The organism is Enterobacter cloacae complex sp. S1, assembly GCF_014930525.1.
In the GTDB taxonomy this organism is placed as follows: Bacteria; Pseudomonadota; Gammaproteobacteria; order Enterobacterales; family Enterobacteriaceae; genus Enterobacter; species Enterobacter hormaechei_C.
The window spans coordinates 85,681-106,743 of sequence record NZ_JADBRE010000005.1 but is presented as its reverse complement, the minus strand read 5'-3'; the positions used below and the strand labels follow the sequence as shown (position 1 = coordinate 106,743).

Genomic DNA, 21,063 nt, shown 5'->3' with positions numbered 1-21,063 from the left:
AATGTTACGATCATTCATGTTCCTGCTCCTCACCAGCATTAGCGGAATGAGCTATGCCACCTGCTCCGGCAGCAGCATCGTTTATGGCACACCGATTACCATTGATTTATCGGATAAGCTGAGCCCGGCCACGCCCACATGGACCGGCAGCTTCAGCACCCAGTACAGCGGCTCGTTCAACTGTACGACGGGTAACAGTGAATTTTCTTACACGCCGATCCTCTCGACCGACAGCAAATACGCTACCATCCTCGGGTTCAGCAATAACAAGTATATGGTGCGGGCGGAGATCACCAATCCCCCGGCCAATAAAACCCTGTCTGCCAGCGGTAGCCATACGGCATCTGAGCTGAACACACCGTTTACGGTTCGCTTCACCCTCGTTAACCAGAGCGGTACCACCCTGACGGGGGATACGGCGAACATGAGCGACGTTCTGTTCGTCAGCGACATGAGCGGGTTATCCATCTGGGAAATCATCACCTGGCCAATCAATCAGGTCATCAAGATAGCACAGTGGTTATTCAGCGGGTTCAAGTGGCCTTACGACAACCGAGATATGTTTGGTCAACCGATGATCATCAAATACGCGCCGAAACTGACTACCTGTTCCTTTGATAATGCGGGGCTGACCGTGGCGCTGCCGACGCTCGGCATTCCCCAGCTCAGTGCATCCTCACAGCCGGGGCTGACGCCTTTTTCACTGAACATGAGCTGTCAGAACGTCGGGGTTAATGGCAATTCCGATCGGGCAATTGAGATGTTTCTGTCCAGCACGCAGCTGCTCTCAACCGACAGCTCGGTGCTGATCGACAGCAGCAGTAGCGCGGCGCAGGGCGTGGGGCTCCGCCTGATAAAACGTGACGCCCCGCAAACGCCGGTGACCTTCTCTACCTCAACCACCAGCCGTGGCAACGCCACGATGATTTTCAGCGTGGCGGCTGGCGCGGCGCTGGACGAACATTTCACCCTTCCGATGGCGGCGTACTATTACGTGTGGGCGCCCGCCCAGGTGAGCCAGGGTAAGATCAATACATCGGCTACGCTGAATATTATCTATCCCTGATGTGAACTATTCCTCCATCTTTCCAACCGCTTGCACATACTTAATCAGTTCGCTGTGGTTGGAAAGATTCAGCTTTTTCATTGCATTGTGTTTCTGTGTCGCAATGGTACTGACCGAACGGTTTCGATGACGGGCAATCTCCGTCGTTGAAAATCCTTCCACGATAAGATGAAGCACCTCCCACTCTCTGGCCGAGAGGATGGAACGCGCCCGGGAGCCGGACCGCATTACCCGCCTGAGCCACGAAGAGATCGACGGTTTTTGCCCGTCCGCCATGAGCAACGCGGGTAATTCCTTTTTCAGTTCAGTCAATTCATCCTGCTGACTGATGGTTAATTCAAATTTCATCTCCAGAACTTTTTTTAACAGCCCGTAAGGCAGCTCGGGCACCAACAGAACACGCCTGACGTGATGGGTTTTACATAAAGATGTAAAACGGCTGCTGACCTCCGCACTCCACTCTTTATGATTAAGCAGATAATTAAATTCAGTGAAGAAAACATCCACGTTATTATCCGCCACCGCCGCCAGCGCCTGTTCTGTGGAATCGACCTGAGTAATGTTCAGTATGTAATCGGGTAAAAGATCCTGGAGCGCCCGGAATATTATCTCTTTAAATATATTTATTTTGTAAAACACCATTACCCTTACGATACGTTCAGTATTATTCATGTCTTTTCTAAATTCTCGTGACCGGAGGAAAATGATAATAGTTTATGTACTCACCACTCACAACCTCTTCGCGCCAGGATTTTATCCTTCTCAGGCTTAAAAATCTGAACAAGGACATTAAATTCATAGAAAAAATTCTATTTTATTCTGCGCGCCGTTTCCCCTCGCAGATAAAGCCCTGTCGATAACCCTGCCACGATCACAATTTTTCTTACAGAAACAGCAGTAAATCACTGAAAAGGCGGTGGATTAACCCCATTAATCAACCTTCTGATGCTTATTATTCTCTCATTTACAGAATAAAAATCTGGCATGAATATTATTAGAAGATTAAAACAATTGCATATACCATTAAAACCATTTTTCAATTTTATCTTCCGCTAATAATTGGCTTCAGCTTTACTCGACGGTTTGTATTGGCTTACATTGATGCCATCGCATCGCGTTATTTAAAAAAGTGCTCGCTATTCTTTTAATAAGAGAGTGCGAACCGCCATTTTCTCTTATATGGACTGTTTACTCAGCGAAAGGAGAATGCCAATGCAAAATAAAAAAACAATTCACGTTGCCGTTGTTGACAGCTGCGAATTCACGATGATTGGCCTGCAATCGCTTGGAAAGCGTGAGCCTAATGAAAAACACGACGTTATTTTCCATGGATTTACCCATATCGAAGAACTTGCTATGAGTGAACAACTCTTTGATATCATCATTTATGATCCGTTGAATACGCGTCATTTCCGGGTGACGACGAATGACGACATTCTCTGTATTAAACAGAAACAAGTGACGGCGAAGATCTATATCTATTCGTTATCCGCCGGCTATTTGAAATTCAAACATGTTGATGGAGTCATCAGCAAAAGAGTCTCCCTGGGGGATATCAAAGCGCTGTGGCAAATACTGATGAGCCAGACGCCGCAAGAGTCTGGCCGTTACAACGTAGGCATGACGACCCGCTTACGCACCCCGGCGAGGCTGTCCAGCGAGGAGGCAAGCGTATTGCGCGGCTATTCCTGTAATCTCAAAACCAAGCAAATCGCCCGTCAGCTGGGGTGTAACGTCAGGCTGGTTTACTTTTATAAGAACAACGCCATGAACAAGCTTAAGGCCGTGCGTGGCCCCTCGTTTTACCAGAGCATTCGCTGGATCCTGAATTAAGAATTTGACCGTGTGTCGTTTGCCTTTTGTTCCCGTGTCCGCGGGAACCTTTTTTCATTTCCTGAAGGCTGTTCCATGTATACCGTTCTTCCCTCTCCCCTGTTGCAACGTATCTCAGGGCTGCGATTCCAGCCTCTTGTCGATCTTCATTCGGGCCAGGTGTTCGCGCATGAAGTTCTCGTGGAGATCCATAACGTCAATCTTGAGGTGCTGTTTGCCTCGCTGCCCTCGCGCAGCGCGCTGCAAATCTTCTTCTGGCAGGCCAACACCCTGTTACAGATACCCGCCCGGGACGCTTACTGGCTAAACCTTCCGGCAGAACACCTTCTCAACGAACGCGCTATCCGGTTGTTGCTAGCGTTACGCCATCAGCAGCGGTTAACGATTGAAATTCAGGATCCCCTCACCATCACACGGCTGAGCGAGGATGAGCAACGTCGCCTTCATGCCACGCTTGTTCGGTTAAAAGAGGCGGGATGGCAAATCTGGCTGGACGATTTAACCCGGGAGTTGGCGGAGGCGTTCGCGCGGCTTGCGCTGCCGCTGGATGGGGTGAAAATTGACCGCTCAGCGCTGCGCGAGCGCGCGCCGCTTGCCCCGTTTGTACAGGAGGTCAGGGCAGGTATCGCGCAATCAATTCTTATAGAAGGCATCGAAAACTCGCGGGATCTGGCGCGCGCCCGCACGTCCGGCGCACAGTCTGGTCAGGGTTTTCTGTGGCCCGAAAGCCGAACCGATGCCCGCGTAACGCTTTGACGGCCAGCGGAGCGCTGGCCTTTTTACCGGGGCTTACCAGCCCGGCACCGCGCCACCGTTAAAAATGGTCTCCGCCGCTTTCGCCACTTCCGGCGACTGATAGGACTGGATAAATTCCTTCACGTTTTCGGCGTCTTTGTTCTCTTCACGCGTGACCACAATATTCACGTAGGGTGAGTTTTTGTCTTCGATAAAGACGCTGTCGTGTACCGGGGAAAGCCCCGTTTGCTGGAGATAGGTGGTACTGATGATGGCCACATCCACTTTCGGATCGTCCAGCACGCGCGGCAGCTGCGCCCCTTCCAGCTCCATAATCTGTAAGTTTTTCGGGTTCGCGGTAATATCCAGCGCCGTTGGCAGCAGGCCAACATCCGGTTTAAGGGTAATCAGCTTCTCTTTTTGCAGCAGCAACAGCGCGCGGCCAAGGTTGGTGGGATCGTTTGGAATCGCAATGGTTGCGCCGTCCTTCAGCTCAGAGACCGATTTAATCTTTCGGGAGTAACCCGCCATCGGGAAGACGAAGGTATTGGCCACGGCGACCAGCTTGTAATTGTGCGCCTTGTTATCTTCTGCGAGGAACGGGCGATGCTGGAAGACGTTGGCGTCCAGTTCGCCCTGGTTGGTGGCATCGTTGGGCAGCAGCGAGCCGCTAAAGCCCACCAGCTCAACATCCAGACCGTATTTCTCCTTTGTCACCTTTTTGGCGACTTCCGCCACGTCCTGCTCAGCGCCATTGATCACGCCGACTTTAATGTGTCTGGCATCATTGCCGCCCTGATCACAGCCCGCGAGCAGCAGGCCAGTCAGGAGAAGCGCACCCAATCGAAGTTTCACGAGACAGTTCCTTTTGATAGACGTTATGAAGACTATATCGACAACGAGACGGCAGGCTAAAAAACGAAAAGGAATCAGTAAGACGGTTAAGTTATATGCGGCCTGTTGCCGGGTGGCGCTGCGCTTACCCGGCCTACGTAACGGGCGAAGTGTAGGCCCGATAAGCGTAGCGCCACCCGGCGATGGGCATCAGGCTACGGTAGTCCAGGCGCAAGCAGAACCGCTTCCCTCACGCCTGCCGACGCAGCGGCGCTTCGCGCAAAAACCACGACAGCACAAACGCCAGCACCATAATCCCCGCCGCCAGCATGAATACCGCATGGATCGCCGAGCCGAACGCATCCAGATAGTCCAGACGCAGGGCATCAGGCAGATGGTGTATGGCAACGGGATTAAGTTCGCGCGGCAGTTCCGCCCCTTCCGGCAGCCTGTCGATCAGGCCTGATTGCAGAATATGGGTGAACACCGCGCCAAACAGCGCAACGCCAATCGCCCCGCCAATGGAACGGAACAGCGTCACCCCAGACGTCGCGACGCCGTATTGATCGGCTGACACGCTGTTCTGCACCGCCAGCACCAGCACCTGCATCACCAGTCCCAGCCCCATGCCCAGCACGCCGGTAAACAGGTACAGCTGCCAGGTTGGGGAGGTGATTGAAATGCGCGTCAGTAATACCATCCCCACCACGCCGAGCAGCGTGCCGAGGATCGGGAACAGACGATATTTCCCGGTACGGCTGATGATGCGCCCGCTGATAATGGAGGTGAGCAACAGCCCCCCCATCAGGGGGATCAGCTGCAAACCGGCCTGCGTCGGCGTGGCGTCTTTTACCACCTGTAAATAGAGCGGCAGGAAAGTGACGGAGCCAAACAGCGACATGCCGATAATAAAACCGATCAGGCTACAGAGCAGGAAGCTGCGGTCGCGGAAGAGCGACAGCGGGATAATCGGCTCCCACGCCAGCCGCTCTTCGTAGATAAACCCGGCGATCCCCGTCAGGCCGAAGGCCAGAATGCACCACAGCTGCGGGTCGCTCCATTGGCGGATCGTCCCGCCCTCGGTGGTAAACAGAATGATGCACAGCAACGCCATGCTGAGGTAAATCGCCCCCAGGTAGTCAATCTCATGCTTGCTGCGCCGCGCGCTGCCGTGGAAAACCGCGCCAATCACCAGCAGGGCAAACAGCCCCAGCGGCAGGTTGATGTAGAAAATCCAGCGCCAGGATGCGTGCTGAACGATAAACCCGCCGATCAGCGGCCCTATCACCGTCGCCAGGCCAAACACGCCGCCAAACAACCCCTGATAGCGACCCCGATCGGCAGGCGGGATCACGTCCGCCACGGCAGCCATGCTGATCACCATCAGACCGCCGCCCCCCAGCCCTTGCAGGGCGCGCATCAGCACCAGCTGGGTCATGTTCTGCGCCAGACCGCACAGCGCGGACCCTACAAGAAACAGCACAATCGCGATTTGCAGAACGATTTTTCGGCCAAACAGATCGCCGAATTTGCCGTACAGCGGCACCACGATGGTCGAACTGAGGATATAGGCCGTTACCACCCACGAGAGCTTATCCAGCCCGCCCAGCTCACCGACGATGGTCGGCAGCGCGGTGGAAACAATGGTCTGATCCAGCGCCGAGAGCAGCATCACCAGCAGGAGTGCGCTGAACAGCAGCTTAATCGACGGCGCCTTTTTCGCAGGTTGAGTCATTACGTCGGACTCCATAAGACATCACTTGAAATTAATTAATCGTATAATTAATATTTGTGGAAGTGATGAATAAGATCAAGAGATACGGTGACCATGCCAGCACAAAAGGACAATTCTGAACCCCGCCGCCCCGGTCGGCCACGCGGCGGCAAGCGCGTTACCGCGAGCCGTGAACAGCTGCTGGACATCGCCCTGAACCTCTTTTCCCGCCAGGGGATCGCCAATACGTCGTTGAACGCTATTGCCCGCGAAGCAGGCGTGACGCCCGCCATGCTGCACTACTACTTCAACTCCAGAGAACAGTTACTGGATGCGATGATTGAGGAGCGCTTCCTGCCGTTACGCGAGCGGATCGGGGCGATTTTCGCCGACAACCGGGATTCGCCGGTGGATGCCCTGACGGAAATGGTCAGGGTGCTGGCCGAACTGGCGGAAAAGTATCGCTGGTTTGCCCCGCTGTGGATGCAGGAGGTGATTGGCGAGATGCCGGTACTGCGCACCCATTTGCAGGCACGCTTTGGCGATGAGAAATATCACACCACGCTGGCAACCATCAAAGGCTGGCAGCAGGAAGGAAAGCTGAATCCGGCGCTGGCCCCCGAACTGCTGTTCACTACGCTGCTGAGCCTGGTGCTGGTGCCGTTCTCCCGCATGCGCAATGACGAGAGGCTTAGCGCCCTCTCGCCGGAGATCGTGGTGCGCCACGTGTTAGCCGTGATAGGCACCGGGATAGGCGGTTAAAGATTTTTGGACAGATAATGTCTCTGCATTCCCTGATAAGGGTAATCCTGCAAGGACATCTGCACCTGATAACCCTGCTTTTCATAGAACGGGCGCGCCTGGAAGCTGACCGTATCCACCAGCGCGTGACGACAGCCTTTGCGACGGGCCTCCTCTTCAGCCGTTTTGATAAGCTGGCTTCCCACGCCCGTTCCCCGCACGCTGTCGCTGACCCACAGATAGTCGATGTTCAGCCAGTCGCCTTTCCGTACGCCGATTAACCCGCCCAGCATGACGCCATTGTCGTCTCGCATATATACGCCAATATCGCCGCCAAATGTCGACAGATCTAAAAACTGCGCGTTATAGGCTCTTAGCCCCGTTAATAATTCTTCTTTTTCTTCGGCTGTGACATTATCTGTAATGCTCAGATGCATAATTCTCTCCTTATTTTCAGCGCAATCTGAATATCTCACAGCTTAACCTTCATAAAAACTCCTTATTTTCTCCATTGTTTATACCTGGAAATATTCATTCAATATGTAAATAAAAAAAGCCTTTCCAATAGTCTCCGAAAACGTATAATGAGAACGATCATTCTCACTTTTTACGGTAGCCGACAATGAGTACAAAGCTGGAAGAACGACAAAAACTGCGGCAGGACGAAATCATTACCGCCGCGCGCCGCTGCTTTCGCGCCAGCGGGTTTCACGCTGCCAGCATGTCGCAGATCGCCAGCGAAGCCAGGCTCAGCGTCGGACAAATCTATCGCTATTTCAGTAACAAAGACGCGATTATTGAAGAGATGATCCGGCGCATTATCGACTCACGTATTGAAGAGATGCAAGGCAAAACCCTGGTTGAAGGGATGCCGCAGGCGCTTGCCTGGCGCCAGACGCTTAACGAAGACGATGACGCGCTGATGCTCGAAATGTCCGCAGAGGCCACGCGCAATCCGCTGGTGGCAAACATGCTGATCGAAGCCGAAGCCCGCATGTTCGCCAATGCCTGTGAGCACCTGAAAAAGCAGTTCCCTCACCTGAGCGATGAGCATATTCGCTGCTGCGTGGAGATTACCGCCGTGATGATCGAAGGCACGATTTACCGTCGACTCACGCCTTTAAAAGTACCATCAGAACAATTAGAGCCTATATACCAGAATATTTTAAATATGATTTTCTCTGCGAAGTAATCGCATGTGAATAATTAGCGGAAATAAGTAATTCCCTTTTTCATTTCTGGCTCAGCCAGAGATGCGGGATCGCTGTGCTTTTAATTAGCCCTCCTCCCTGTTAAGCGATTAACAGGGCAGGCTTCGTTCACCCTGGAAAAAGATTATGAAAACCATAACAACCTCCATCGCGGCATTACTCCTCCTGACAGGGTGCGATAATGCGCAAACATCTGCTCCTCAACGTCCTCTTCCGGAAGTGGGGATTGTCACACTCATGAGCCAGCCGGTGTCCGTCGTCAGCGAGCTGACCGGCCGCACCGCCGCCGCAATGAGCGCCGAAGTGCGCCCCCAGGTAGGTGGCATTATCCAGAAGCGCCTGTTCACCGAAGGCGATACGGTCAAGGCCGGGCAGGCGCTGTATCAGATCGATCCTTCCAGCTACCGCGCCGCGTATGATGAAGCCGCCGCCGCACTGAAACAGGCGCAGGCGCTGGTGCAGGCCGACTGCCAGAAAGCCCGGCGTTATGCGCAACTGGTGAAGGACGACGGCGTATCACGTCAGGATGCGGAAGACGCGAAGTCCACCTGCGCGCAGGACAAGGCCAGCGTCGAGTCAAAGAAAGCCGCGCTGGAAAGCGCCCGCATTAACCTCAACTGGACCACCGTCACCGCGCCGATTGCCGGACGTATCGGCATCTCCTCTGTGACCCCCGGCGCGCTGGTGACCGCCCAGCAGGATACCGCGCTGGCCACCATTCGCGGGCTGGACAGTATGTACGTCGATTTAACCCGTTCCAGCGCCGATCTGCTGCGTTTACGCAAGCAAACCCTCGCCAGCAACAGCGATACGCTGAACGTGTCGTTGATTCTCGAAGACGGCAGCAGCTACAGCGAAAAAGGCCGCCTGGCGCTGACCGAAGTGGCGGTGGAAGAGTCTACCGGCTCAGTCACCCTGCGCGCCGTCTTCCCGAACCCGCAGCATCAGCTTCTGCCGGGCATGTTCGTCCGCGCCAGAGTGGATGAAGGCATCATGAATGACGCGATCCTCGCCCCGCAGCAGGGCATCACCCGCGACGCCAAAGGCACCGCCACCGCGCTGGTGGTGAACGCCAGCAACAAGGTCGAACAGCGTCAGCTCGAAACGGGCGACACCTACGGCGACAAATGGCTGGTGCTGAGCGGTTTGAAGGCGGGCGATAAGCTGATTGTGGAAGGCACCGATAAAGTCACCGCCGGGCAGGAAGTGAAAGCTGAAGAGATGAAAACCAACGGAGGAAACGCCTGATGTTTTCCCGTTTCTTCGTGCGTCGCCCGGTCTTTGCCTGGGTTATCGCCATTCTCATCATGCTCGCCGGAATGCTGGCGATCCGCACGCTGCCCGTTGCGCAGTACCCGGACGTGGCTCCGCCGTCGATCAAAATCTCCGCCACCTATACCGGTGCCTCCGCACAGACGCTGGAAAACAGCGTGACGCAGGTGATCGAGCAGCAGCTCACCGGGCTGGATAACCTGCTCTACTTCACCTCCACCAGCAGCTCGGACGGGTCGGTGAGTATTAACGTCACGTTTGAACAGGGAACCGATCCGGACACCGCTCAGGTACAGGTGCAGAACAAAGTCCAGCAGGCGGAATCGCGCCTGCCGACCGAGGTGCAGCAGTCCGGGATCACCGTCGAAAAATCCCAGAGCAACTTCCTGCTGATCATGGGCGTATATGACAAAACCGACACCGCCAGCAGCTCGGATATCGCCGACTGGCTGGTGAGTAATATGCAGGATCCGCTGGCGCGCGTGGATGGCGTCGGTAGCCTACAGGTGTTCGGTGCAGAATACGCGATGCGCATCTGGCTCGACCCGGCGAAGCTGGCGTCGTACTCGCTGATGCCCTCCGACGTGCAGAGCGCGATTGAAGCGCAGAACGTGCAGGTTTCCGCCGGTAAAATCGGCGCACTGCCCTCGTCGAACGCCCAACAGCTGACCGCCACCGTCCGCGCTCAGTCGCGTCTGCAAACGGTCGATGAGTTCAAAAAGATCATCGTCAAGAGCCAGTCCAACGGTGCGGTGGTGCGCATCAGCGACGTCGCGCGCGTGGAGATGGGCAGCGAAGATTACACCGCCACCGCGAAGCTGAACGGCCATCCGGCGGCGGGTATGGCGGTGATGCTCTCACCGGGCGCCAACGCGCTTAACACCGCCACGGCGGTAAAAGATAAGATCGCCGAGTTCAAAAAGTCGATGCCGGAAGGCTACGATGTGGCCTACCCGAAAGACAGCACCGAGTTCATCAAGATCTCCGTTGAGGACGTGATTCAGACGCTGTTCGAAGCCATTATCCTCGTGGTGGTGGTGATGTACCTGTTCCTGCAAAACATCCGTGCGACGCTGATCCCGGCGCTGGCGGTGCCGGTGGTGCTGCTGGGCACCTTCGGCGTGCTGGCGCTGTTCGGTTACTCCATCAACACCCTGACGCTGTTTGCGATGGTGCTGGCGATAGGGCTTTTGGTGGATGACGCCATCGTGGTGGTGGAAAACGTCGAGCGTATTATGCGCGACGAAGGGCTGCCCGCCCGGGAAGCGACCGAAAAATCGATGGGCGAAATTTCCGGCGCGCTGATCGCCATTGCGCTGGTGCTCTCTGCGGTATTCCTGCCGATGGCCTTTTTCGGCGGCTCCACCGGGGTGATTTACCGTCAGTTCTCGGTCACCATTATTTCGGCGATGTTCCTCTCCGTGGTGGTGGCGCTGACCCTGACGCCCGCGCTGTGCGGCTCGATCCTGAATCACACCGCTCCGCACAAAAAGGGCTTCTTCGGCGCGTTTAACCGCTTCTACAGTAAGACCGAGCACGGCTATCAGAACAAGGTGCTGCGCGCCCTGCGCCGTTCCGGTGGCATGCTGGTGATCTACGCCCTGCTCTGCGGCGCGATGGGGTTCGCCATGCTAAAACTGCCGGGCAGCTTCCTGCCAACCGAAGACCAGGGTGAAATCATGGTGCAGTACACCCTGCCCGCCGGCGCAACCGCGGTGCGTACCGCCGAGGTAAGCCGCCAGGTACGCGAGTGGTTCCTCACCAAAGAGAAAGCCAATACCGACGTGATCTTCACCATTGAAGGCTTCAGCTTCAGCGGCAGTGGCCAGAACGCCGGGATGGCGTTCGTCTCCCTGAAAAACTGGTCAGAGCGCAAAGGCGATGAGAATACCGCCCAGGCCATTGCCCTGCGCGCCACGCAGGAGCTGAGCACCATTCGGGATGCCACAATTTTCGCCATGACGCCCCCGGCGGTGGATGGTTTAGGCCAGAGCAACGGCTTTACCTTTGAGCTGATGGCCAGCGGCGGCACCGACCGCGACGCGCTGCTGAAACTGCGTAACCAGCTGATTGGCGAAGCCAACCAGGACAACTCGCTGCACGCCGTGCGCGCCAACGATCTGCCGCAGATGCCGCAGCTTCAGGTGGATATTGATAACAACAAAGCCGTGTCGCTGGGGCTCTCCCTGAGCGATGTTACCGACACCCTCTCCAGCGCCTGGGGCGGCACCTACGTGAACGACTTCATTGACCGTGGCCGCGTGAAAAAGGTCTACATCCAGGGCGACAGCGACTATCGCGCGGTGCCATCGGATCTTAACAAATGGTATGTGCGCGGCAGCGACAGCACCATGACCCCGTTCTCCGCCTTCGCCACCACCCGCTGGGAGTATGGCCCGGAAAGCCTGGTGCGCTACAACGGCTCGGCGGCGTATGAGATTCAGGGCGAAAACGCCAGCGGCGCCAGCTCCGGTACGGCGATGAGCAAAATGGAGCAGCTGGCGAATAACCTGCCGTCCGGCAGCACCTGGGCATGGAGCGGTTTGTCGTTGCAGGAAAAACTGGCGAGCGGTCAGGCAATGAGCCTCTATGCCCTCTCGATCCTGGTGGTGTTCCTGTGCCTGGCGGCGCTGTATGAGAGCTGGTCGGTGCCGATTTCGGTCATCATGGTGATCCCGCTAGGGGTGCTTGGCGCAGCGGTTGCCGCCTCCCTGCGCGGCCTGAACAACGACGTCTATTTCCAGGTGGCGCTGCTGACCACCATCGGTCTGTCGTCGAAGAACGCCATTCTGATTGTCGAGTTTGCCGAAGCCAAAGTGGCCGAAGGCTACTCCCTGACGCGCGCCGCCCTGCGGGCCGCCCAGACGCGTCTGCGTCCGATCATCATGACCTCGCTGGCGTTTATCGCAGGCGTGACGCCGCTGGCGATTGCCACCGGCGCCGGGGCCAACAGCCGCGTGGCGATCGGTACCGGTATTATCGGCGGGACGCTGGCCGCGACGCTGCTGGCCATCTTCTTTGTTCCTTTATTCTTTGTACTGGTGAAACGTCTGTTCTCCGGTAAGCACGCAAACCGGAGGTCATAATGTTTCGTGTAACCGTATTAACGTTAGCGCTGCTGAGCGCGGGCTGTGTGTCATTAGATCCCACGTATCAGCGCCCGGACGCCCCCGTCCCGGCGACGTTGCCGGGCGCCCATGGCGAAGCCAACGCCGTGGTGAGCCAGTGGCAGCAGGTGATGAATGATGCGCGGTTGAAAAGCGTGGTGACGATGGCGCTCAACAGCAACCGCGACGTGCAAAAAGCGATTGCGGATATCGACGCCGCCCGTGCCCAGTATGGCGAAACGCGCTCATCCCTGTTCCCGACGGTGGACGCGGAACTGAGCCACACCCGCAGCCGCACGCTGGCGAGCGGCGTCGCGACAAGTGACGAAGCCAACGGCGCGGTCTCCAGCTTCGAACTGGATCTGTTTGGCCGCAACCAGAGCCTGTCGCGTGCCGCGCGTGAAACCTGGCTTGCCAGCGAATTCACCGCGCAGAACACGCGCCTGACGATGGTCAGCGAGCTGACCACGGCCTGGGTGACGCTGGCGGCGGATAACAGCAATCTGGCGCTGGCGAAGTCCACCCTGGAGAGCGCCGCAAACTCGCTCAAGATTGTGAAGCGCCAGCAGGAAGTGGGTGTGGCAGCGGCAACGGACGTCAGTGAAGCGATGGCGGTTTACCAGCAGGCGCGCGCCAGCGTGGCGAGCTACCAGACGCTGGTGATGCAGGACAAAAACGCTCTCAACCTGCTGGCGGGCGATACGGTGCCCGAGAACCTGCTGCCCGGCACGCTGGAGAGCCTGAGCGACAACGCCATCACGCTGATCCCGGCGGGCGTCAGCTCCAGCGCGCTGCTGCGTCGTCCGGACATTCAGGAGGCGGAACATAACCTGCTGAGCGCCAACGCCAACATCGGCGCGGCGCGCGCCAACTTATTCCCGACCATCTCGCTCACCGCCAGCGCGGGCGTCGGCAGCGATTCGCTGTCGTCCCTGTTCAGCCACGGGATGAAGGTCTGGTCGTTTGCACCTTCCATCACCCTGCCGCTGTTCAGCGGCGGCAACAATATGGCGCAGCTGCGCTATGCGGAAGCCGAGAAAAAAGGGTTAATTGCGACCTATGAGAAAACCATCCAGAGCGCGTTCAAGGACGTGGCCGACGCGCTGGCCCGGCGCGAAACGTTGAGTGAACAGCTTGATGCCCAGCGTGAATACGTGGCGGCGGAGCAAAAAACGCTGGATGTGGCGACGCGCAGTTACAAGGCTGGCGCGGGCGATTATCTGACGGTGCTCACCGCGCAGCGGTCGCTGTGGTCGGCGCAGGAATCACTGATTGCCTTGCAGCAAACCGACCTGGAAAACCGCATCACGCTGTGGCAGTCGCTGGGCGGCGGGATTCAGTAACATCACTGCCGGGCGGCGCAACGTTGCCCGGCCATCAGAGTAAATACCTATGGCAAAACTATCTTTTTCTTTCGCGGCCATCCTTGGCCTGCTGACGGCTATCGGGCCGCTGTGTTCCGATTTTTATCTTCCGGCGCTGCCGGAGATCGCCACCCAGCTCAACACCTCCACAACGCTGACGCAGCTTTCTCTTACCTCGGCGCTGATTGGCCTGGGGCTGGGACAACTCTTTTTCGGCCCGCTAAGCGATCGCATCGGACGTAAAACGCCGCTGCTGTTCTCACTTTTGCTGTTTGTACTGGCTTCAGTGCTTTGTGCCAGCACGCAGAATATTTACGCCCTGATCGGCTGGCGATTTGTGCAGGGCATTGCCGGGGCGGGCGGCTCCGTACTTGCCCGCTCCATCGCCCGTGATAACTATCATGGCACGATGCTAACGCAGTTTTTTGCCCTACTGATGACGGTCAACGGCATCGCGCCCGTGGTGTCCCCGGTACTCGGTGGCTATATCGCGTCGCATTTCGACTGGCGGATGCTGTTCTGGGTAATGGCAGGAGCGGGTCTGGCGCTGCTGATCGCCAGCCAGCTTTTTATCCGCGAGTCCCTCACAGAGAAACAGGGCGGGGGATCGCTGACGCAAACCGCCAGGACGGTACTTAAAAATCGTCGCTTTATGCGCTACTGCCTGATCCAGGCCTTCATGCTGGCGGGGCTGTTCGCCTATATCGGGGCATCCTCCTTTGTGATGCAAAACGAGTATGGCCTGAGCGCCATGCAGTTCAGCCTGCTGTTCGGTGTGAACGGTATCGGCCTGATCGTCTCAGCGCTGATTTTCTCCCGTCTGGCACGCCGACACCCGGCGGAAGGGTTAATGCAAATAGGTCTGGTGTTGGCCGTAACCTGCGCGGGGCTGACGTTGCTCTTTGCGTGGATGCAGCTTTCCGTTCCGGCACTGATTGCACTCTTTTTCACCGTCGCATTTAACAGCGGGATCAGCACCATTGCGGGTTCAGAAGCGATGAGCGCAGTCGACGCGAAGGAGTCCGGCACAGCGTCAGCCATTCTGGGCATGCTGATGTTTTTATTCGGCGGGATCGCAGCGCCTCTCGCCGGTATCGGCGGAGAAACGATGCTGAAAATGAGTCTCGCGGTGTTAGTAAGCTATGGCATTGCACTGGCGATCGGATCTCGCACGCAGAATGCGTAAATTCATACTTTTGGCTTGAATCGCGTTGATGAATGTAACGATATATTTCAGGGGAAGCATGTGACTTTCAAAGGAGGTTTCGATGAAATCTGCACACCTGGTTTGCCTGCTCGTTTGCCTGATTTTCGCTGCGTTTGTTCACGCGCAGGAGAAGAGCGCTCCGGAGAAAGAGGCCCAGATAAAACAGCAGGTCCTGAAAGATGTGAAGAAAACCTGTACCCCGCAGAAAAAGCAGAGCGATAAGGCCTGGCAGGCGATGATTTTGTCGTCTGAGGCCAATCAGCTGCTGATCAAAAACGCCATCACCGCCGTGAAGCGTGACAACCTGGACGCCTACTGGGATGCAGTAAGTCAGGTGGATTGTATGGAAGATTACTGAGGGTTGAGGGCACCAGACCGCACCCTACAAGGTTTTGTAGGCCGGGTAAGCGTAGCGCTACCCGGCAAGATCCCATGTTATGCTACAAAAAAACCAACATAACAGGGGAGAACATGGGTTCCACACGCAAAGGGATGCTCAACGTCCTGATCGCCGCCGTTTTATGGGGCAGTTCCGGGGTTTGCGCGCAGTACATCATGGAGAAAAGCCACATCTCTTCGCCTTACCTGACCATGGTTCGTCTGCTTTTTACCGGCGTGATCCTGCTGACGCTCTCCTTCGTTCACGGCGACAAGATTTTCTCGGTCATCAAAAACCGCAAAGACGCCCTCAGCCTGCTGTTTTTCTCGCTGGCTGGCGCGCTTACCGTGCAGCTCACCTTCCTGCTGACAATTGAAAAATCCAACGCCGCGACGGCCACCGTGCTCCAGTTTCTGTCGCCGACCATTATCGTGGCATGGTTCGCGCTGGCGCGGAAAACGCGTCCCGGCATATTTGTCTTATCCGCGATTTTCACGTCGCTTGTGGGTACCTTCCTGCTGGTAACCCACGGCGACCCGACGTCGCTCTCCATCTCGCCGGCCGCGCTGTTCTTCGGTATCGCCTCGGCGTTTGCCGCGGCGTTTTATACGACGTACCCGTCGACGCTTATCGCCCGCTACGGCACGCTGCCGATTGTCGGCTGGAGTATGTTGATTGCGGGACTAATGCTGACGCCGTTCTACGCCGGACGCGGCACCACCTTCGTGATCGACGGCGGCCTGCTGCTGGCGTTTTTCTACCTGGTGGTGATTGGCACCGCGCTGACGTTCAGCCTGTATCTGAAAGGCGCACAGATGATCGGCGGGCCGAAGGCGAGCATTCTGAGCTGCGCCGAGCCGCTGAGCAGCGCGCTGCTGTCGGTGGTGTTGCTGGGGGTGGCATTCACCCTGCCGGACTGGCTGGGGACGCTGCTGATTGTGTCGTCGGTGGTGCTGATTTCGATGGATTCGAGAAGACGGGTTCAGACATCGGCGTAGCCTGATGCCCTCACCCCAACCCTCTCCCACGGGAGAGGGAGAAAAGCACTACTTCGCCTTAACCTTCCCCGCCACCAGCAGCGCGGTCAGCAGCATCAGCGTGCCGGAAATTACCAGCGGCGAGGTCAGCCCCAGGTGGTCGAGCGCTACGCCGCCCACCGCCGCGCCGCAGGTATTCGCCAGCTGGATCACCGCCACCTGAATCGACCCGGCTTTTTCCGCCTGATCGGCAAGCGAGCGGGTGATCCACGTCGACCAGCCCACCGGCACCAGCGCAAAGGCAAAGCCCCAGATAATCGCGATCGCCGAAGCCACCCACTTATCGCTGCCCCACAACACCAGCACCGCGGCGCTGATCGCCAGCACCAGCGGGGCACCCGCCAGCGCCACCTTCAGGGAGCGCTTCAGGAACTGGGACGACAGCGAGGTGCCGACAAAACTGGCGATCCCGAAGCTCAGGAGCACCAGCGTCAGGCCGTCCACGTCAAAGCCCGCCATGGTCATATACACCGGGCGGATATAGGTGAAGAAAGCAAACTGCCCGGCAAAGGCCATGAAGATGGCGGTCATCCCCGCCAGCACGCCCGGGCGCTTCAGCAGCGCGAACATGTTCTGTTTGTGGTGCGCCGCTTCCCCCGGAAGGGACGGCAGCGCCTTCCACACCCAGATAATGCACAGCACGCCCATCACCGCCGCCGCGTTAAAGACGTTGCGCCAGCCGATAATTCCACCGAGGAAACTGCCCAGCGGCGCGGCGATCACCAGCGCGATCGAGACCGCACCGAAGATAACGGACAAGGCTTTTGGCACCGTACGCGCAGGCACCAGGCGCATGGTCAGCGAGGCGGACATCGCCCAGAAGCCGCCTAATCCCAGCCCCAGGCAGGCACGGCCGAGCAGCAGCAGGGTGAAGCTTTCAGCGAAAGAGACCAGCAGGCAGGAGAGCGTCAGCAGCACGCTGAACAGAATAACCACCTTGCGACGGTCAATGGTGCCGATCGCCTGCGTGATAAACAGGCTGGCGAACATCGCCACAAACGCGGTGACGGTCACCGACTGCCCCGCCACGCCCTCGGAAATGCCCAGATCCTGCGCCATCGGCGTCAGCAGGCTGACCGGCAGGAACTCGACGGTGATCAGGCAGGCGACGCAAAATGCCACGGAGAAAACCGCCGACCAGTTGGGGCGTGAAACCTCTTTGGCCTGCGGTGTAGTCGTGGGCTGGGTATGTTCTGTCATGGCATCACCTGAAGATAAAAACGTGCGGAAAAGTCGCGCAGTTTATCATCAAAAGTGTGACGAATTTAACGTTTCGACAACTTTTGTCGTTTTTTAATGCCGGGCGGCGCTGCGCTTGCGCCGGCCTACGGGCTTGTAGGCCCGGTAAGCAAAGCGCCACCGGGCAAAATTACCCGCGAGCCTTAAGAGCGGCATTCGCTAATCCCACGATCCACTCCTGATGCCCGTTAATCATTGGGTTCGGCACCGTGCGCGCTAATTCCTGTGCCGGCACGCCTTTCTGCGACTCCTGAGTCAGAATGCGCACGCGGTTTCCCGGCAGGTCTTCAAACAGCCAGGCGTGGATCACGTCCAGACGCGAATTTGCATCCCCTTCTACCCAACCGTGCCACGCGATACGCGCGGCTTCGCCCTCCACGGGCGGAACATACTCCGTCACCTGCGCCTCAACCGGAAAGCCAAAGGTGGTGAAGCGGAAGCGGGCGTTGGCGCTCAGCGCCGGGCCGCTGCCGTCGTGAAAACGGATATCTTCGGCGTTGCTGTAGTAGTTCGGCCACAGGGTGGTGTCGTTGAGCTGCGCCCAAATCTCTTTTGCGCTCAGCCCGGCGACGATGATTTCGTTGGAGGCAAAGTTATCGGTGGTGCCGGGCAGGTAGTCGTTCGGCCAGATAATGGCGGATTGTTTCATGGTTCACCTCATCGGTTAGTTGATAAGGTGATGGTGCGCCTGCGGGTGATATAAATCTAATGACGATGCTTTATACTCTTCATCACGTTTTGTGATATCAGTGCAGGTAAAACACGCCCTCTTCCGGCAGGAAAAGCTGGTTGTAGCGCAGCTGGAAGGCGTTGAACTCCTGCGGGTCTGGCTCTATCTCGCGCATAAAGCCGAGCGCGAGGCGGATTTGCGCGTCGGTGATCGGCGCGGCCAGACGGGCTTTACGCAGCATGCGGTGCCAGGTATGCAGATTCTCTTCGCTGGCGTCGACGATGCAGACCTGCCAGATCAGCAGCACCTGGGCGGCATTTTGCAGATGCGCCTCGTCGGGGCGTTCAAGATAGCGGATAAACTCATTGCCCGGCGTTTTACCGAACTGGTCAATCATCGACTCGACCGGCATCGGGGTGATCCCCAGCCGCTCGCTTAAACGTTTGATGGCGCGGCGGGAGTCTGAGGTCAGGACACGAAATCCAATCACAAACACCACGGCAAGCGTTGCCAGCATTATCCAGACCATGCGTTCTCCTTAGACTAGCCGCCCATCATAGCGGGAAACGCAGCGCGTCAACAGCGGGCAGCGCCATAATAGTAAACGGAAAAGAGGTGGAAAAACGTCATGAAAGCGGATCTGCGCACGCTGGATCTTAACCTGCTGAAAACGCTGGATGCCCTGCTGGACGAACGCAGCGTCACCCGCGCGGCGGCGCGTCTTGCCCTGACCCAGCCAGCGGTAAGCGGCATGCTTAACCGCCTGCGGGATTACTTTGAAGACCCGCTGTTTATCCGCGCGCCGCACGGCATCGTGCCTACCACCCGGGCGGAAGCAATGGCGGCTCCCGTCAAACGCATTCTGGCAGATATCGACGAGCTGCTTCAGCCGATCGCCTTTGATCCGCTCACCGCAACGTTCACCTTCACGCTTGCCGCGACCGACTACGCCCTGCGCGCGGTCGTCGTGCCGTTTATCGCTGCGCTTAAGGTACAGGCGCCGGGTATTCGCGTGCGCGTGGTGCCTGTGGAATCTGACCGTCTGGTCAGCCAGCTCGAACAAGGCTCTGTCGACGTGGCGCTGATCACCCCGCACACCACGCCAGATGAGCTTCACAGCCGGGCGCTTTATGATGAACGGTACGTTTGCATGATGCGTGCCGACCATCCGGATGCCGGACAGCCCATGACGTTAGACCGGTTTTGCGCCCTGGAGCATGTGCTGGTCTCTTACGAGGGCGACGGTTTTCGCGGCGTAACGGATGGCGCGCTGGAGAAAACTGGCCGAACGCGGCATGTTGGCTTATCAGTGAGTAACTTTTTAGTCCTGCCGGACGTGCTGGCCCTCAGCGATATGATTGCCGTTGTGCCATCACGCATAGCGGAAAAGCAGACGGGGATGTTCGTCTGCGAGACGCCGGTTCCCGTGCCCGGTTTTACCAAAAGCATGGCCTGGCACGGCAGAACGCACCGCAACCTCGCGCAGGCGTGGCTGCGCGGGCTGTTGCTGGAGACCAGTCAGCGCGCCTGAAGCCCTTTCAGCAGCACCTCGTGGAAGCGGGCAGGATCCTGCATCTGCGGCGCGTGGCCCATGTCGTTAAATTCAACCAGCGTCGCGTGCGGAATGCGCTTCGCCGTCTCTTTACCCAGCACCGCGTAATTGCCGAGCGTCTTGCGGATCTCCGGTGGGGCGAGATCCTTCCCGATGGCGGTGTTGTCCTTCGTGCCGATCATCAATAATACCGGCATCTTCAGCTCGCTAAATTCATAGACGACCGGCTGGGTATAAATCATGTCGTAGAGCAGCGCCGAGTTCCACGCCACGCGCGCTTTGCCCGGCCCGTTGTTTAACCCGGCAAGCATGGTGACCCAGCGCTCGTACTCCGGCTTCCACTCCCCGGCGTAGTAGGTGTTTTTCTCGTACTGACGAACACCGTCGGCACTGACCTTCAGCTCACGCTGGTACCACTGGTCGACCGTAATATGCGGCACGCCGCGCGCTTTCCAGTCTTCAAGCCCTATTGGATTCACCATCACCAGCTGCTCCACCTGCTGCGGCCACATCAGCGCGTAGCGGGTCGCCAGCATGCCGCCGGTCGAGTGGCCGATGACCGTCACGCGATCAACGCCGAGCGTTTTCAGCAGCGCGTGGGTGTTATCCGCCAGCTGCTGGAAGGTGTACTGATAATGCTCCGGCTTGGTGGATTTGCAGAAGCCGATCTGGTCGGGTGCGATCACGCGATACCCGCTGGCTGAAAGCGCGCGGATCGTGCTGTCCCAGGTGCCAGCGCAGAAGTTTTTGCCGTGCATCAGCACCACGGTGCGGCCGTTGGGTTTTTCCGGCTTCACGTCCAGGTAAGCCATATCCAGAGGCTGGTTCTGCGAGGTAAAGGTAAAGTGTTTTACCGGCCAGCCGTAGTCAAAACCTTCCAGCTTCTCGCCGTAGGTGGGGGCATCCGCGGCCATTGCGGGGGAGGCCAGCGCCATCAACAGCGCCAGGCAGGACAATCGTCGGGTCAACATGCAAGCTCTCCGTTAGCAAAAAGGGCTAAGGCTGCACGAAAAGCGGCAGCAAAAAAAACTGTAGAGCATACGGGGGAGCGGGTGTGTAAAGCGGGGTAAAGGTAAAAGGCAGGCCGTGAAAAATAAAAAAG

The 21,063-nt window shown here is 57.4% G+C and carries 20 protein-coding genes; 12 read left to right on the top strand and 8 right to left on the bottom strand.

The window, feature by feature from the left end:
* The first annotated feature begins 1 nt into the window (after position 1).
* Entirely contained in the window at positions 2–1,066 is a 1,065-nt protein-coding gene (locus tag IM290_RS05675; protein ID WP_032668888.1) for a fimbrial protein, read from the top strand.
* Between the two features lie 6 nt (positions 1,067–1,072).
* Here IM290_RS05675 and IM290_RS05670 read toward each other — a convergent pair whose 3' ends face one another.
* Positions 1,073–1,708, bottom strand: coding sequence for a LuxR C-terminal-related transcriptional regulator (locus tag IM290_RS05670; protein WP_045356877.1), 636 nt, complete (start codon positions 1,706–1,708; stop codon positions 1,073–1,075).
* A 570-nt stretch (positions 1,709–2,278) separates the two neighbouring features.
* Here IM290_RS05670 and IM290_RS05665 point away from each other — a divergent pair.
* Positions 2,279–2,899: a LuxR C-terminal-related transcriptional regulator gene (locus IM290_RS05665; protein WP_193042211.1), complete on the top strand. Its 621-nt coding sequence runs from the start codon at positions 2,279–2,281 to the stop codon at positions 2,897–2,899.
* Between the two features lie 75 nt (positions 2,900–2,974).
* On the top strand, positions 2,975–3,655 hold the full coding sequence (locus tag IM290_RS05660) for an EAL domain-containing protein (protein WP_193042212.1): 681 nt from the start codon (positions 2,975–2,977) through the stop codon (positions 3,653–3,655).
* 33 nt (positions 3,656–3,688) lie between these two features.
* On the opposite strand, the gene nlpA is transcribed toward IM290_RS05660, so the two are convergent.
* Both nlpA and IM290_RS05650 read right to left on the bottom strand, forming a co-directional pair.
* Positions 3,689–4,489 carry a lipoprotein NlpA gene (nlpA, locus tag IM290_RS05655; protein ID WP_193042213.1) on the bottom strand — a complete coding sequence of 267 codons (801 nt, stop codon included), beginning with the start codon at positions 4,487–4,489 and terminating at the stop codon, positions 3,689–3,691.
* 229 nt (positions 4,490–4,718) lie between these two features.
* Positions 4,719–6,218, bottom strand: a complete 1,500-nt coding sequence (locus IM290_RS05650; protein ID WP_015570095.1) for an MDR family MFS transporter — start codon at positions 6,216–6,218, stop codon at positions 4,719–4,721.
* A 78-nt stretch (positions 6,219–6,296) separates the two neighbouring features.
* On the opposite strand from IM290_RS05650, the gene IM290_RS05645 reads away from it, so the two are divergent.
* Positions 6,297–6,944, top strand: coding sequence for a TetR/AcrR family transcriptional regulator (locus IM290_RS05645; RefSeq protein ID WP_017383663.1), 648 nt, complete (start codon positions 6,297–6,299; stop codon positions 6,942–6,944).
* Here IM290_RS05645 and IM290_RS05640 read toward each other — a convergent pair.
* A complete protein-coding gene (locus IM290_RS05640; RefSeq protein ID WP_017383664.1) occupies positions 6,941–7,360 on the bottom strand; it encodes a GNAT family N-acetyltransferase in 420 nt (139 codons plus the stop codon). The two genes, IM290_RS05645 and IM290_RS05640, sit on opposite strands and share 4 nt — an antisense overlap.
* Before the next feature lie 185 nt (positions 7,361–7,545).
* Here IM290_RS05640 and IM290_RS05635 point away from each other — a divergent pair, with 185 nt between their 5' ends.
* The 7 genes from IM290_RS05635 (at position 7,546) to IM290_RS05605 (ending at position 16,461) form a co-directional block, all read left to right on the top strand.
* Positions 7,546–8,115, top strand: a complete 570-nt coding sequence (locus IM290_RS05635; RefSeq protein ID WP_000104919.1) for a TetR/AcrR family transcriptional regulator — start codon at positions 7,546–7,548, stop codon at positions 8,113–8,115.
* 145 nt (positions 8,116–8,260) lie between these two features.
* The gene (locus tag IM290_RS05630; protein WP_193042214.1) at positions 8,261–9,382 is read left to right on the top strand and encodes an efflux RND transporter periplasmic adaptor subunit; all 1,122 of its coding nucleotides are present in this window, start codon (positions 8,261–8,263) and stop codon (positions 9,380–9,382) included.
* A complete protein-coding gene (locus tag IM290_RS05625) occupies positions 9,382–12,492 on the top strand; it encodes an efflux RND transporter permease subunit (protein WP_017383666.1) in 3,111 nt (1,036 codons plus the stop codon). Before IM290_RS05630 ends, IM290_RS05625 begins: the two co-directional genes overlap by 1 nt.
* Positions 12,492–13,856 carry an efflux transporter outer membrane subunit gene (locus IM290_RS05620; RefSeq protein WP_193042215.1) on the top strand — a complete coding sequence of 455 codons (1,365 nt, stop codon included), beginning with the start codon at positions 12,492–12,494 and terminating at the stop codon, positions 13,854–13,856. The genes IM290_RS05625 and IM290_RS05620 overlap by 1 nt, the downstream gene beginning before the upstream one ends.
* Positions 13,857–13,905: 49 nt before the next feature.
* Positions 13,906–15,063, top strand: a complete 1,158-nt coding sequence (locus IM290_RS05615) for a multidrug effflux MFS transporter (protein ID WP_193042216.1) — start codon at positions 13,906–13,908, stop codon at positions 15,061–15,063.
* A gap of 82 nt (positions 15,064–15,145) precedes the next feature.
* Entirely contained in the window at positions 15,146–15,442 is a 297-nt protein-coding gene (locus tag IM290_RS05610; protein WP_003861030.1) for a YicS family protein, read from the top strand.
* A 113-nt stretch (positions 15,443–15,555) separates the two neighbouring features.
* Positions 15,556–16,461: an EamA family transporter gene (locus tag IM290_RS05605; RefSeq protein WP_032103766.1), complete on the top strand. Its 906-nt coding sequence runs from the start codon at positions 15,556–15,558 to the stop codon at positions 16,459–16,461.
* 48 nt (positions 16,462–16,509) lie between these two features.
* Here the strand turns inward: IM290_RS05605 and nepI are convergent, their stop codons facing one another.
* From nepI to IM290_RS05590, 3 genes are all read right to left on the bottom strand, one after another.
* On the bottom strand, positions 16,510–17,700 hold the full coding sequence (nepI, locus tag IM290_RS05600) for a purine ribonucleoside efflux pump NepI (protein WP_015570108.1): 1,191 nt from the start codon (positions 17,698–17,700) through the stop codon (positions 16,510–16,512).
* 169 nt (positions 17,701–17,869) lie between these two features.
* Complete coding sequence (locus IM290_RS05595) at positions 17,870–18,388, bottom strand: SRPBCC domain-containing protein (protein WP_017694007.1); 519 nt, start codon at positions 18,386–18,388, stop codon at positions 17,870–17,872.
* 97 nt (positions 18,389–18,485) lie between these two features.
* The gene (locus IM290_RS05590; RefSeq protein ID WP_193042217.1) at positions 18,486–18,938 is read right to left on the bottom strand and encodes a DUF1198 domain-containing protein; all 453 of its coding nucleotides are present in this window, start codon (positions 18,936–18,938) and stop codon (positions 18,486–18,488) included.
* Between the two features lie 99 nt (positions 18,939–19,037).
* Between IM290_RS05590 and IM290_RS05585 the strand changes: the two genes are divergently transcribed.
* Entirely contained in the window at positions 19,038–19,940 is a 903-nt protein-coding gene (locus IM290_RS05585; protein WP_015570111.1) for a LysR family transcriptional regulator, read from the top strand.
* On the opposite strand, the gene IM290_RS05580 is transcribed toward IM290_RS05585, so the two are convergent.
* Positions 19,928–20,932: an alpha/beta fold hydrolase gene (locus IM290_RS05580; RefSeq protein WP_193042218.1), complete on the bottom strand. Its 1,005-nt coding sequence runs from the start codon at positions 20,930–20,932 to the stop codon at positions 19,928–19,930. The genes IM290_RS05585 and IM290_RS05580 overlap by 13 nt on opposite strands.
* Between the last annotated feature and the right edge of the window lie 131 nt (positions 20,933–21,063).